The sequence below is a fragment of the Sphingomonas sp. genome, from assembly GCF_965200135.1.
GTDB lineage: Bacteria > Pseudomonadota > Alphaproteobacteria > Sphingomonadales > Sphingomonadaceae > Sphingomonas.
In genome coordinates, this window is sequence record NZ_CBDATK010000006.1 from 290,730 (window position 1) to 303,744 (window position 13,015).

Annotated in this window: 13 protein-coding genes and 1 tRNA gene; 5 read left to right on the forward strand and 9 right to left on the reverse strand. The window is 68.6% G+C overall.

What is annotated here, in order from left to right; genetic code table 11:
- Window positions 1-2 precede the first annotated feature (2 nt).
- The gene (locus ACOFKS_RS06000; RefSeq protein ID WP_419808334.1) at window positions 3-923 is read left to right on the forward strand and encodes a beta-xylosidase; all 921 of its coding nucleotides are present in this window, start codon (window positions 3-5) and stop codon (window positions 921-923) included.
- A 1-nt stretch (window position 924) separates the two neighbouring features.
- On the opposite strand, the gene ACOFKS_RS06005 is transcribed toward ACOFKS_RS06000, so the two are convergent.
- Window positions 925-1,422: a DUF1003 domain-containing protein gene (locus ACOFKS_RS06005; RefSeq protein WP_419808335.1), complete on the reverse strand. Its 498-nt coding sequence runs from the start codon at window positions 1,420-1,422 to the stop codon at window positions 925-927.
- A 36-nt stretch (window positions 1,423-1,458) separates the two neighbouring features.
- Between ACOFKS_RS06005 and ACOFKS_RS06010 the strand changes: the two genes are divergently transcribed.
- A complete protein-coding gene (locus ACOFKS_RS06010; protein WP_419808336.1) occupies window positions 1,459-2,427 on the forward strand; it encodes an MDR/zinc-dependent alcohol dehydrogenase-like family protein in 969 nt (322 codons plus the stop codon).
- Entirely contained in the window at window positions 2,424-3,431 is a 1,008-nt protein-coding gene (locus tag ACOFKS_RS06015; protein ID WP_419808337.1) for a Gfo/Idh/MocA family protein, read from the forward strand. The genes ACOFKS_RS06010 and ACOFKS_RS06015 overlap by 4 nt, the downstream gene beginning before the upstream one ends.
- An 82-nt stretch (window positions 3,432-3,513) precedes the next feature.
- On the opposite strand, the gene ACOFKS_RS06020 is transcribed toward ACOFKS_RS06015, so the two are convergent.
- The 4 genes from ACOFKS_RS06020 to ACOFKS_RS06035 all read right to left on the reverse strand — a co-directional run bounded on the left by ACOFKS_RS06020 (window position 3,514) and on the right by ACOFKS_RS06035 (window position 7,877).
- Complete coding sequence (locus ACOFKS_RS06020; protein ID WP_419808338.1) at window positions 3,514-3,750, reverse strand: hypothetical protein; 237 nt, start codon at window positions 3,748-3,750, stop codon at window positions 3,514-3,516.
- 413 nt (window positions 3,751-4,163) lie between these two features.
- Window positions 4,164-5,594 (reverse strand): phospholipase D-like domain-containing protein, encoded by a 1,431-nt coding sequence (locus ACOFKS_RS06025; protein WP_419808339.1) that lies wholly within the window; start codon window positions 5,592-5,594, stop codon window positions 4,164-4,166.
- 194 nt (window positions 5,595-5,788) lie between these two features.
- Window positions 5,789-7,648 carry an AI-2E family transporter gene (locus tag ACOFKS_RS06030; RefSeq protein WP_419808340.1) on the reverse strand — a complete coding sequence of 620 codons (1,860 nt, stop codon included), beginning with the start codon at window positions 7,646-7,648 and terminating at the stop codon, window positions 5,789-5,791.
- A 152-nt stretch (window positions 7,649-7,800) separates the two neighbouring features.
- Window positions 7,801-7,877 (reverse strand) — tRNA-Arg (locus ACOFKS_RS06035).
- An 89-nt stretch (window positions 7,878-7,966) separates the two neighbouring features.
- Here ACOFKS_RS06035 and ACOFKS_RS06040 point away from each other — a divergent pair.
- Window positions 7,967-8,464 (forward strand): hypothetical protein, encoded by a 498-nt coding sequence (locus ACOFKS_RS06040; protein ID WP_419808341.1) that lies wholly within the window; start codon window positions 7,967-7,969, stop codon window positions 8,462-8,464.
- Window positions 8,465-8,467: 3 nt separating this feature from the next.
- Here the strand turns inward: ACOFKS_RS06040 and ACOFKS_RS06045 are convergent, their stop codons facing one another.
- The 3 genes from ACOFKS_RS06045 to hemB are packed head-to-tail and all read right to left on the reverse strand — an operon-like array spanning window position 8,468 to window position 10,517.
- A complete protein-coding gene (locus tag ACOFKS_RS06045) occupies window positions 8,468-8,998 on the reverse strand; it encodes a GNAT family N-acetyltransferase (protein ID WP_419808342.1) in 531 nt (176 codons plus the stop codon).
- Complete coding sequence (locus tag ACOFKS_RS06050; protein ID WP_419808343.1) at window positions 8,995-9,534, reverse strand: GNAT family N-acetyltransferase; 540 nt, start codon at window positions 9,532-9,534, stop codon at window positions 8,995-8,997. Before ACOFKS_RS06050 ends, ACOFKS_RS06045 begins: the two co-directional genes overlap by 4 nt.
- On the reverse strand, window positions 9,531-10,517 hold the full coding sequence (hemB, locus tag ACOFKS_RS06055) for a porphobilinogen synthase (RefSeq protein WP_419808344.1): 987 nt from the start codon (window positions 10,515-10,517) through the stop codon (window positions 9,531-9,533). The genes ACOFKS_RS06050 and hemB overlap by 4 nt, the downstream gene beginning before the upstream one ends.
- 74 nt (window positions 10,518-10,591) lie before the next feature.
- Here hemB and ACOFKS_RS06060 point away from each other — a divergent pair, with 74 nt between their 5' ends.
- Window positions 10,592-11,479: a diacylglycerol/lipid kinase family protein gene (locus tag ACOFKS_RS06060; protein WP_419808345.1), complete on the forward strand. Its 888-nt coding sequence runs from the start codon at window positions 10,592-10,594 to the stop codon at window positions 11,477-11,479.
- On the opposite strand, the gene ACOFKS_RS06065 is transcribed toward ACOFKS_RS06060, so the two are convergent.
- Window positions 11,473-12,936, reverse strand: a complete 1,464-nt coding sequence (locus ACOFKS_RS06065) for an MATE family efflux transporter (RefSeq protein ID WP_419808346.1) — start codon at window positions 12,934-12,936, stop codon at window positions 11,473-11,475. The genes ACOFKS_RS06060 and ACOFKS_RS06065 overlap by 7 nt on opposite strands.
- Window positions 12,937-13,015 lie beyond the last annotated feature (79 nt).

Here is a 13,015-nt window from a genome sequence, read left to right on the forward strand (position 1 = left end):
GCTTGCCTGTCGAAGCGGCGATGATCTGGAACGAGCCCAACAACAAGTCGCATTGGGACCCGGTACTCGATCCCGACTGGAGCGTGTTCGCCGATACCGTGAAGCGGGCAGGCACCGCGATTGCGCGCGCCAATCCCGCCATCACGCGCGTGCTCGGCGGCATGTCGCCGATCGACCCGCTGTGGGTGCGCCGCATGGAGGCGCACGGCGCGATGGACGCGATCGACGTGGTCGCGGTCCACGGCTTTCCACTCGACTGGAACCTGTGGTCGATCCACGAATGGCCGAACAAAGTAGCCGAGATCGAGGCGGTGACGCACCTGCCGGTGTGGGTGACCGAGGTCGGGGTCGGCTCGTTTGGCGCCGAGGAGGTGCAGGTGTTCGGCGTACAGAAGACCGCCGAGCTGCTGCTCGGGCGGGTCCCGCGCGTCTTCTGGTATTCGCTGTTCGACCTGCCGATGGAATGGGGCGCGACGACGCGGCACCGAGAGGCGGAGGGATCGAGCTATTACCGGCATTTCTACATGGGACTGATCCGGCCCGATGGCACGCCCAAGCCGGCGCTGGCCGAATATGCCAAGGTGGCGGACAGGATCGGGCTGATGCAGTGGTTCCACTATCACGATCCGCGCCTCGACGATGCGGTCGAGTGGATGAAGCGGCTGGGAACCAGACAGCTGCGGACGGGGCTGAGCTGGGCCGATCGCTTTCGCGACGACGCGCTGGGCTGGTTCGACCGGCAGATGGAGGCGCTGGCGGACTTCGACGTCACGGTCACCTTCTGCTTCACGCCGGAGCATCTGGGTGTCGAACCGCATCACACCAGCCCGGCGCGCGAGCCGCAGGCGTTCGCGGATTTCTGTCAGGAGATGATCGAGCGCTATGCCCCGGCGACGGTGATGGCGCCGGCCACGGTAGCGTGAGCTATCCCTCCTGTTTCTCCAGCGCGTCGAGCACGCGCTCGGGATCGACGTCTTCCCTGATCTCCGCGAGGTCGTTCGACATCGGATCGACGCCAACCTTTTCGGCGATGCGCGCGACGAGTTCGGCCAGCTTCGACAGCTCGTGTTCGGTCAGCAGGCTGATGTGGAGGTCGAGGTCGGCGCGGTGGTCGGACACGGCGGCCTGACGGTTCTGACTGATGAGCACGAACGTCGACAGGAAGATCGCTTCGACGGAAGCGATCATCGCCAAGACCACGAAGCTCGGGTCGAACTTCGGGCTGCCGAGCAGGTTCCAGGCGATCCACGCACCGAAGAGCAATGCATGCAGGCCGACGAAAAGCATGGAACCGGTGAACGCGGTGATCCGGCCCGCGAGCCGGTTGGTCGCGCTGGCGTCGGCTTCCTCACGGCGGCGTCGATCGGCAAGCCGTTCGATGTTGGTGGCGAGAGTTTGGGTCATGCCTGGCTGCGGGGTCATGGAGCGCTAACGCGCGGAACGGAAAAAGGAACGAGCGTGAGCGAGACGATGCGCGCCGCGGTACTGACCGCGCCGGGGACGATGACGACGACCGATGTCGCGGTGCCGGTGCCCGGTCCGGGCGAGGTGCGGGTGCGGCTGGAGGGATGCGGGGTTTGTGCCTCCAACGTCGAACCGTGGGAGGGACAACCCTGGTCCAGCTTCCCCGGCGAGCCGGGCGGCATGGGACATGAGGGCTGGGGCGTGGTCGAGGCGCTGGGCGACGGCGTCGCGGGCGTGGCGATCGGCGACCGGGTGACGACGCTGTCGGGCAAGAGCTTCGCCGAACATGACCTTGTCGGGGCGGACCGGCTGGTGACGCTGCCCCCTGCCCTTGCCGGCCCCTTTCCCGGCGAGCCGCTGGGGTGCGCGATGAACATCTTTCGCCGGTCGGACATACAGGCGGGCCAATGGGTGGCGATCGTCGGCATCGGCTTTCTCGGCGCGGTGCTGACGCGGCTGGCGACCGAGGCGGGGGCGCGGGTGATCGCGATCTCTCGCCGGCAGGAGTCGCTCGACCTGGCGACACGGTATGGAGCCGTCGACGTGGTGCCGATGCACGACCACGGCGCGATCATCGCGCAGGTCATGGCGCTGACCGGCGGCACGGGCTGCGCGCGGGTGATCGAGGCGGTGGGCAAGCAATGGCCGCTCGATCTGGCAGGCGAACTGGTCGCGGAAGGCGGCAAGCTGATCGTCGCGGGGTATCATCAGGACGGGCCGCGCCAGGTGTCGATGCAGATGTGGAACTGGAAGGGCATCGACGTCGTGAACGCGCACGAACGTGATCCGGCGGTGCAGATGCGGGGCCTGCGCGAGGGCGTCGCGGCGGTGGCATCGGGCCGGGTCGATCTCGCGCCGCTGCTGACGCATCGCTATCCGCTGGAGCGGCTGGGCGAGGCGCTGGCGGCGACGCGGGACAAGCCCGAGGGGTTCGTCAAGGCGGTGATCGAGTACGGCGCATGACCAGACCGCGAGTCGGTTTTCTCGGCGTCGGCTGGATCGGGCGGCACCGGATGGCGGCGATGCTCGATACCGGGCTGATCGAGGCGGTGGCGGTCGCGGACCCGTCGGCCGAGATGGTGGCGGAGGCGCTGACGCTCGCGCCCGGTGCGGTGGTGGTCGACGGTCTGGACGCGCTGCTTGCGCTCGGACTCGACGGTATCGTCATCGCAACGCCGTCCGCGCTTCATGCCGAGCAGTCGATCCGCGCGCTGGACGCCGGCGCAGCGGTGTTCTGCCAGAAGCCGCTCGGGCGTGACGCGGCGGAGGCGGCGCGGGTCGTCGAGGCGGCGCGGCGGGCGGATCGGCTGCTTTCGGTCGACTTTTCATACCGCTACACGGCCGGGATGAAAGCGATCGCGCCGCTGGTCCGCGACGGCGTGCTGGGGCGGGTGTTCGCCGTCGATCTCACCTTCCACAACGCTTACGGTCCCGACAAGCCGTGGTTCTACGACAGGGCGCAGTCGGGCGGCGGCTGCGTGATGGATCTGGGAGTCCATCTGGTCGATCTCGCATTGTGGGCGCTCGGGTTTCCGGCGTTCGATGGGCCGGTAACGGCGCAATTGCTGGCGGACGGGCGGCCGCTCACCGGCGATGCGGTGGAAGATTACGCGGCGGCGCAGTTCCGGCTGGCGGACGGTACGATGGTGCGGCTGACCTGTTCGTGGCGGTTGCAGGCGGGACAGGAGGCGGTGATCGAGGCGGCCTTTTACGGCACCGCCGGCGGCGGGCGGCTGCGTAACGTCGGTGGCAGCTTCTACGACTTCGCCGCCGAGCGGCTGACCGGGACGCGTACCGAGCGACTGACTGCGGGGCCGGACGAGTGGGGTGGTCGCGCCGGGGCCGACTGGGCGCGGCGGCTGGCGGCGGGGGAGCGCTTCTCGAACGAGGCCGACCAACTGGTGCGGGTGGCCGAGGTGCTGGATGCGATCTATGCCCGCTCGCCAGCCATCGCGGGGGACATTTGACGAGCAAGAAGGCCCGTCGCAACCAGACAGCCGGCCCGGCAACATGGCGGGCGTGCTCGCCGGGCGCCGAGCAGCGCCGCGCCTATCGAGGCGCGTCGGCGACCTCGGTCGGTCGCAAGAGCGAGAACAGCAGCGCCACGAGTTGCTCCGCGCCGAGCGGCTTCGGCGCTGCCGGAAGGCGCGCGAAACGATCCGGCAACACGGAACGATCGTAGCCCGTCACGAATGCAAACGGGATATCGTCCGCCCGCAACTCGTCGGCGGGATCGTACGCCATGTCGCAACGCAGGTTGATGTCGAGCAGGACGGCGTCGATCATGATGCGGGCCCGAGCGATGGTAGGCACCGGCCCGATCACCTCGCCCCAGCTATGCTGAGCAAGGCGCGCAGATCGGCGGCCACATGACATTCGTCCTCAGTCACCAGAATGCGTGACCCTGCCATCAGCGCTGAACCTTACGTCTGCTCGTCGCGTAGAGGGCGCTGACCCGACTTCTTTCAGGCGAGGGTCGAACGTGGTTGGCAACCTCGCTCCCTCTGAGTGCGACGTGGGGGCCATCAAGCTTTTTCCGAACCCGGACGGGAAGCACCGGGTTGCGCGCCTGCCTTGCCTTCGGTGAGGAGCGCGAGCGCCTGTTAGAGACTCACGATCGGTTGCGATTCTCCGCGGCCGGAGAAGATGGCTGATTGCCGTCCGGTGCGGGTGAGCAGCGCGGTGTTTCAGGGCGCCAGCTAACGAGCGGCGCGCGCGAACCAGCGCCGCCGGAACAGGCCGCGATCGCTCAGCGGCTCGAACATCTCGTCGGGACCTTCGGGATCGAGCAGTTCGTTGTCCGCCAGCCATCTGCCCGCGTCGCCGAGGTCAGGCAGTTCGTAGGGCCGGAGCGAGCGGCGATTCCCACGTAACGCCTCGATCGCGCCGATCAGACCGTGCGTGTCGATCGTCGCGCCGACGTGCGCGGCCTCCATGCCGAGATGCTCCGCGATCAGGCCGTTACGAAGCGCCGTCGCCTGCTCGCCCACCCGGTCGCCGTCCGCGATCAGCACATCGCATTCGCTGTCGAGCCGCATCGAGCGGTTGTTGATGTTCGCCGACCCGACCCTGATCGACGCGCCGTCGACCACCATGATCTTGGCGTGGACATAGATCGGCTCACCGCCCGCGGTGAAGGGATGATACATCGCCAAACGCCCATGGCGATCGACCTGTCGCAACGCCTTCATCAACCGTGCACGCGCGCCGTCCATCGCGAGCGATTGCAGCCAGCCCTCGGCCGAGGTCGGGTTGACGATGACGAACTCCGGTCCGTCCGCTTCCTGCAGCCGTACGGCGATCGCCTCGGCGACCTTGCGCGACGCGAAATACTGGCTCTCGATATAAACGGTGCGCCGCGCCTCCGCGATCTGATGCAGGAACAATCGCTCGATTTCGTGGACCGCCTCTTGGTCGGGCATGTCGGGCACGGTCCGTGCGATCCCGACCTCGACATGCTCAAGATCGGCGTCGAGGTTGGCGGGCCAGCAATCGCCCTCGGGCTTGACCGGTGCCAGCCGCTCGCCCGTGGCGCTCGCCCAACGGCCACGGCATAGCTCGGCCAGCGCGGCGGCGGCCGGGCCGGACAGCGCAGTGGTCGCGTCGTGCCACGGCTTGTAGGGCTTGCCCGCCGGCGTCCGCCGCCTCGGCTCCTCGTCACGATGACCGCGCGTGTCCCAACGCTCGCTGGTCATGTCGATGCCGCCACAGAAGGCGAAACAGTCGTCTATCGAAACGACCTTCTGATGGTGCGACCCGCCGGTCGGGTGGTGCCCGTCCAGCTTCGTATGGATGCGGGGATGCCGCATCCATTTCAGCACCGTGAAGACGGTGGAGCCGCGGAACAGCGACTTGAGCGCGCCGACGTCCCAGCGCAGGAGATACAGCTCCAGCGTCGGGGTGCGCTCGACGAGCCAATAGAGAAACTCGCCGATCGTGGCGGGCTCGCCCTCGCCGCGCTCGTCGCCGCTGAGCTTGATCCGCGCGTCGAAGTCCCAGCCGATGAGCATGATCCGCGATCGTGCCTGGAGCAGCGCGACGCGGGCGACCTCGAAATAGCGTTCGGCGTCGACGAGAACGCTGAACCGCTCCGCCCGCTCGGTGCGCCAGAGCCGATCCTGTTCGTCCAACCCGTTCCCTCTCACCCATGCGCCCGCGTGATCGGATGACCCGCGTAGCCTTCCCGCGGCCGGTGCCACGATCGACGATCCGTCCAAGCGCGCCGGCGATTTGCCGATGACGAAGTCTAATGTCCAGGTCGCGCCAGCCACCGGAGGGTGCCACGATCATGGTCGCATGGTCGGCGGCCGGCAGATCCGGTCGGTCAGGCGGCTTGCCTGATCGCGGACGCCTCCTCCGAAATCGCCTCGACCGCGTCGGCGAGCGAGCCGGCGTAGCGATCGGCGCCGATCGCGCGCTGGATCGCGGCGTCGCTCAAGGCAGCCTCGCCCTGCGGCCACAACCCCACGACGACGCGCGCGCCGGGTGCCTTGGCGCGCAGCCGCTTGATGAGGTAACGCAGCTGCGCCGGTGAGCCTTCCACTTCGAGATAGGAAATGGCGATTACCGTCACGTCGTCGAGGTCCAGCGTCGCGATCGCATCGCGCGAGGTCTGACCGTTGGCGACCGTCTGCGTCGCCAGCCCGTTGATGGAGAGCAATTGCGCCAGCATGGCGGTGACCGCCTCGTCGAACGATCCGCTGCCGGCGACGCATACCACGCGGCCGGCACCCGCGACCGGCCGCGGGATGTCCGCATCTTCGCCGAGCTCCGCCACGACATATTGCATCGTGCGCGTCATCTCGACCTGGCGGCGGTGGTCGATGGTGCCGCGCGCCTGATCCTCGACCGCGAGCCGCAATCCGGCAAGGGCTACGTCGTCATAATAGGCGAGCAACGAGCGGTCGGTCAGCAGCGCCTCCGCCTGCGCCAGGGCCTCGTCGGGATTGTTGGCGAGGACGCGCTGGTAAAAGGTCTCGACCGGGGTCAGCGCGGGTCGGTCCCCGAGGAGCACGTCGAAGAACTCCAGGCTCTTAACATGCCGCCCCATCACCACCAGGCATAGCGTCAACGGCGTCGACATGATGAGACCGATCGGTCCCCACAGCCACGTCCAGAAGATCGCCGACACGATCACCGATACCGGCGACAACCCCGTCGAGTGGCCGTAGAGCAGCGGCTCGACGACATAGCCGGTCAGCGGCTCGACCACCGCGAACAGCACGACGACCTCGATCGCCATCGTCCAGCCCGGGTCGACCGCCGCCGCCAGCGCCGCCGGCGCCACCGCCGCGATCAGCGCGCCGATATACGGCACGAAGCGGAGCAGCCCCGCCATCACCCCCCACATCGCCGGCGAAGGCACGCCGATCGCCCATAGCCCGATGCCGATGATGATGCCGAAACAGGTGTTCACCGCCAGCTGTGAAAGGAAATAGCGGCTCAGCCGCTGCCCGGCATCGTCCATCGCGCGGGTGGTGCGGTGAAGGTCGTTCGACCCGAACAGCCGGATCATCCGGTCGCGCAAATCCTCCTTCTGCATCAACACGAAGATGGCGACGATCAGGACGAGAATGGTCGTTTCCAGCGGCCCGAGGACCGGCGCCAGCACCGTCATCGCGATCGTGAGCGGCGACGTCCGCTCCTCGACCACCCGCACCGCGACCGGCCGGGTGGCGGCGGCCGCGGGGTCGGCGACGGTGGTCGCCGGCGCGGCGGTGCGTGGCGCGTGACCGCCCAGGCTCTTGGTGATCGACGCCAACCGGCCGACCGCGAACGATTGGACGCCCTGTACCTTCGCCTCGATCGTGCGCGCGTATTGAGGGGCGTTGGCGCTGAGCGACGCGGCCTGACTGCCGATCAGCGTGCCGACCGCGCCGAGCATCCCGAGCGCCGCCAGCACGGCGATGATGACGGCGGGCGCGCGCCAGAGCCGCAGCCGTTGAAGGACCGCCACCACCGGCGACAAGACGAACGACAGCATCACCGCGAGCACGATCGGAATCAGCACGTCCTGGCCGAAGTACAGCGCCGCCACCACCAGCGTTCCGACCGCGATCGCGAGCAGGCTCCTGAGTTCCGGCGCCGACACGGGCGGCACCGGCGCGGCGCCGGTGGTGGCCGACGTCTCCCGTTCGCCGGTAAGCACGTCCTTGTAGCCGGAGATATTGTCGAGATCGGTCATGAGCATCTCCACCCGCCGCGACGACGCTGGCTCGCGTCGAAACCAACGGTGACCGAATACGGTCCATTACGGATGGTCAGTAGACGTCGCGCTATCGCGCCGCCAAGCGCTTCTTCCTGGAATTCGGAAGGCTCGATACGAGCAAAGGAAAATGGTGCGCCCGGAGCGATTCGAACGCCCGGCCCTCAGATTCGTAGTCTGATGCTCTATCCAGCTGAGCTACGGGCGCTTGAGAGTGGTGCCCATAGAAGCGGTTTTGCGGCCATGCAAGGGCGTGATGCGTTGCGTGGTCGTTTCGCGCGGCATAGGGCCGGCGCCATGAAGCGTTCTCTCCTCGCCGTCGTCCTGACCATGTCCGCCTGTACCAATACGCGGGACGACGGCTATCCGTCGCTGTCGCCGCGCGCCGCGGAACGCGCGGGCTTCGACGAGCCGGCGATCGCGCCGCCCGCGGCGACCGTCGCCGATCCCGCGCTCGATGCGCGGGTGGGAGAGATCGCCGGCAAGCTGGCGGCAGTGGTCAGGGGCTTCGATGCCGATGCCGCGGTCGCGACACGGGCGGCGGGCACGTCGGGCGCGCGGACGGTGGGGAGCGACGCCTGGCTGACCGCGCAGACGGCGCTGGCGGCGCTGGACGACTGGCGCGCGCAGGCGTCGTCGCTGGCGAGCGATACCGAGACGCTGGCGGGCGAGCGGGCGGCCGGCGTCGGGACGCCCTATCCTGCGCTGGAGACGGTACGCGCGCGGACGGCGGCGGAGGCGGAGCGGCAGGCGGCGGTGATCGCGGCGCTCAGCGCCAAGCTGCCGACCGGCTGACGATCAGCGTGGCCGTTCGATGGTGTAGGTGAGGTGGCGGCGGAGCGGATCGCCCTCGGCCAGCGCCGGATGATCGAAGTCGCCGTCCGCGACCCGCGTCATGCCGATCCGCTTCATCAGACCCCAGCTACGGACGTTGCCGGGCGTGGTGATCGCGACGATCTTCGCACGGACGGTATGGGTCCACGCCCAGGCAAGTGAAGCCTCTGCCGCCTCACGCGCGTAGCCTTGACCCCAGGCATCGTGCACCAGCCGCCAGCCGATCTCCAGTTCGCCCTCGACCGGCGACGCGGCGGGGGCGTGGCCGATGCCGCAAAACCCGAGCATGCGCCGATCCGCACGACGCTCGATCGCCCATAGGCCAAGCCCCTCCCGATTCTTCGCGCGCATGTCGTCGATGACCGCGTCCGCCTCCTCGCGGGTCTGCGGCGGACCGATCGTCGCCATGACGCGGGGATCGCTGTTCATGGCGTGGAAGGCGGCGCGGTCCTGATCGGTCCAGTCGCGCAGCACCAGCCGCTCCGTCTCGATCATGCCAGCCGGTCGATCGCATAGACGATCATCGCGCCGTCCGGATCGCCCGCCGCGACCTTGGGGTGGTGGAAGTCGAGATCCGGCAGGCGATGCATGCCCAGCCGCTCCATCAATCCCCACGACCGTGTGTTGCCGATGCTCGTCCAGGCGGCCACGCGCGGCGCGGTGGTGTTGGCCCAAGCCCAGGCGATGCTCGCTTCGGCCGCTTCGCGCGCGATCCCCTGCCCCCACCAGTGTTCGCCGATGCGCCAGCCGATCTCCAGCTCGCCGAACACCGGCGTGCCGGGATAGATCAGCTGCCAGCGCACGCCGCAGATGCCGGCGAGGTCGCCCGCCTCGCGCAGTTCGACCGCCCACATCGAACAGCCGTCCGCCGCCTGGCTGGCCATCTGCTGGTCGATCAGCGGGTCGATCTCGGCGCGTGGGCGCACGCCACCGAAATGCGTCATCATCGCCGGTGTGTTGACCACCGCCGCGAACCCCGGCTTGTCGCCCTCGCACCACGGGCGGAGGATCAGGCGGTCGGTCTCGATCAAGCGCCGAGCAGCCGCGCCGCGTGGGCGGCGTGGTAGGTCAGCACGCCCGAGCAGCCGGCGCGCTTGAACGCCAACAGCGTCTCCAGCACCAGCGCGTCGCGCTCGCCGGCACCGGCGGCGACGCTCGCTTCGATCATCGCGTACTCGCCCGACACCTGATAGGCGAAGACGGGCACGCCGAACCGCTCCCGCACGCGCACGACAATGTCGAGATAGGGCAGGCCCGGCTTGACCATCACGCTGTCGGCGCCCTCGGCGAGGTCGAGAGCGACCTCTCGCAGCGCCTCCTGCGCGTTGGCCGCATCCATCTGATAGGTCTTCTTGTCGCCCTTCAGCAGGCCACGGCTGCCGACCGCGTCGCGGAACGGGCCGTAGAAGCCGCTGGCGTATTTGGCGGCATAGGCCATGATCTGGACGTTGTGGTGGCCGTCCGCCTCCAGCGCGGCGCGGATCAGGCCGACGCGGCCGTCCATCATGTCGGACGGCGCGATGACGTCGGCGCCCGCCGCCGCCTGATTGAGCGCCTGCGCGACCAGCATTTCCGCCGTCGTGTCGTTGACGACATAGCCGGCGGCGTCGACCAGCCCGTCATGGCCGTGCGTGGTGTAGGGATCGAGCGCCACGTCGGTGAGGACGCCGACCTCGGGCACCGCGTCCTTCAACGCGCGGATCGCCCGGCACATCAGGTTGTCGGGATTGAGCGCCTCGTCGCCCCGCTCGCTCTTGCGATCGGGTGGGGTGTTGGGGAACAGCGCGATGCACGGGATGCCGAGGTCGCGCGCTTCCCTAGCCCGTGCGACGATGCCGGCGACCGGCCAGCGCGATACGCCGGGCAGGCTGGCGATCGGCTCCTCGGCGTCACCAGCGGTGATGAACAGCGGCCAGATCAGGTCTGCGGGGGTCAGCGTGGTCTCGGCATGGAGGCGGCGGCTCCAAGCGCTGGCGCGGGTGCGGCGCAGGCGGACGGCGGGGTAGGAGGACATGGACGGGCTTTGCGCCCGAGGGGGATGCGAGGCAAGCGGGGCCAAAACCGGGATCGGAGCGTTACGCATGTGCAATGACCCGACAGATCAATTCCGCCGCCTTCATCGTCAACGCCAAATCACGGCAGGGACAGCGCCGCTTCGCGGAGGCGTGTTCGGCGATGGCGGGATTACCCTATCCGGTCGACGCGCACGCGGTGGAGGACCCCGGCAAGCTGTGCGAGGTGCTGGCGACGGCGCTGGCGAAGAAGCCCGATCTGGTCATCATTGGCGGCGGCGACGGCACCGTCAGCGGGCTGGTCGATCAGCTCGTCGGCCATGGCGTCATTCTCGGTGTGATGCCGTTCGGAACCGCCAACAGCTTTGCGCGGACGCTGGGCATCCCGCTCGACCCGGTCGGCGCGATCGAGGTGCTGAAGTCGGGTGTGCCGCGGCGGATCGACCTGGGAATGATCGGCGACGATTATTACTGCAACTGCGCGACGCTGGGGATCGCGCCGCAGATCGCCGCGTCGGTGCCGCACGGGCTGAAGAAGGTTGCGGGGCGGCTGGGTTACCTCACTTGGGCGGCGTGGGAGTTCCTGCACTTCAAACCGTTCACGCTGATCGTCGGCGAAGGGGCTTCTGCCGAGCGGCTGCGCGTCGTCGAGGTCCGCATCTCCAACGGGCCGTATCATGGCGGCACCGAGTTGGTTGAGTCGGCGGAGATTGATTCGGGCGAGATCGTGGTTCAGGCCGTCGTCGGTCACATCAAGCGGCGGCTGGTCGTCAACTGGGTGTCTAGCGTGCTGCGCCTCCCCGCCCGCCACGAGCAGGTACGCGAGTTCCGGGGCAAGGCGCTGAAGCTCGCGACCGAGCCGGTGCTGCCGATCTCGATCGACGGCGAGTTGCTGGCGACGACACCGGTCACCGCAAAGATCGCGGCGGGGGTGATCGAGGTGATGGTGCCTGCGGCTCAGTGAGCGGGACGCAGGCCGCCCGCTGGTTCGACCGTCGCCTGCGCCTGCTCTTCCGCCGCCGGTGACTCGGGAACGAACAGCCGTCCCTTGCGCCAGCTGCCGTAGCGATAGAACAGGATCGCCATCGCTAGGTTGGCGGCCGATCCCGCCGGGAAGCTCCACCACAGGGCATCCGCGTCGAGCCACGGCTTCAACGCGACCGCGACGCCGATCCGGACCGGGAACATCGACACGAACAGGATCAGCAGCGGCCCCAGCACCGCGCCGTTCGCGCGGACGACGCCGAACAGCACCATCGTCGCGCCGAACAGCACGAAGCTCCACGTCACGATCAGGCCGATACGGCTGGCGATCGGCAGCGACGCCGGGCCGAGATGAAACAACCCGAGCAGCGTGCGGTCGAACCACACGACCGTGACCACCAAAACCCCCGTCAGCACGACGTTGTAGATCAGCCCGGCGCGGGTGATGAGGCCCACCCGATCCCATTTGCCGGCACCGATGTTCTGCGCGGCCATGCCGCTCACCGCCGCGCCGATCGCCAGCGCGGGCATCTGCACATAGGCCCAGATCTGTTGCGTGATGCCATAGGCGGCCGACGTCGCGAGCCCTTCGCGGTTGACCAGCCCGACCATGGTCAGCGCGGCGGTTGAGATGATGAGCATCTGCGCGCCGATCGGCAAACCCTTGCTGACGATCGCGCGGACCAGCGCCGGTTGGGGCAGGATGTAGCGCAGCTCCCGGCCTGTCAGCCGGATCGGCAGGTCGCGCCACGCGATCCATGCCACCATCGCCGCCAGCGCGACGCCGTTCGCGACCAGCGTCGCGGTCGCCGACCCGGCGATGCCGAGCCGTGGCGCCGGACCGAGGCCGAGGATGAACACCGGGTTGAGACCTGAATCGAGCAACACGCTCAGCCCGGTGAACCACAAGGGCGTCAGCGAGTCGCCGGTGCCGCGCAGCGCCATGCTCATCAGCACCAGCAGCATCGACGCGGGCAGGCCGAGGAAGATGACCCGGAGATAGGTCAGTGCCAGCGGCATCGCGCGGCCGGGCGTCTGGAGCAACCCGAGGATTTCCGGCGCGAATATCCAGCCGAGCGTCCCGACCACGATCGAGGCGGCGAGCACCAGCCCGATCGCGGAGCCGACCGCGCGCCGCGCCGCATCGACGTCGCGTCGGCCCCAGCTCTGCCCGACCAGGATCGTCGCCGCCATGCCGAACCCGAACACCGCGCCGAACATCAGGAACATGATGATGTTGGCGTTGGACGTCGCCGCGATCGCGTCCTCCCCCAGGAAGCGCCCGACCCAGATCGCGTTGATCGAGCCGTTCAGCGACTGGAGGACGTTGGACCCGAGCGTCGGCAGCGCAAACGCGAGCAGCGCGGGCGCGATGGGGCCGGTGGTGAGGTCACGGCGCTTGCTGCTGGGGCCGGGAGAGTTCGGGGGACGAGCCACCTTAGTTCATCATCCTAAGCGCGACCCGTGATCCCGCTGCCGAAAGGTCGACGAAGAAGAAGCGGGACCCCGGCTCAAG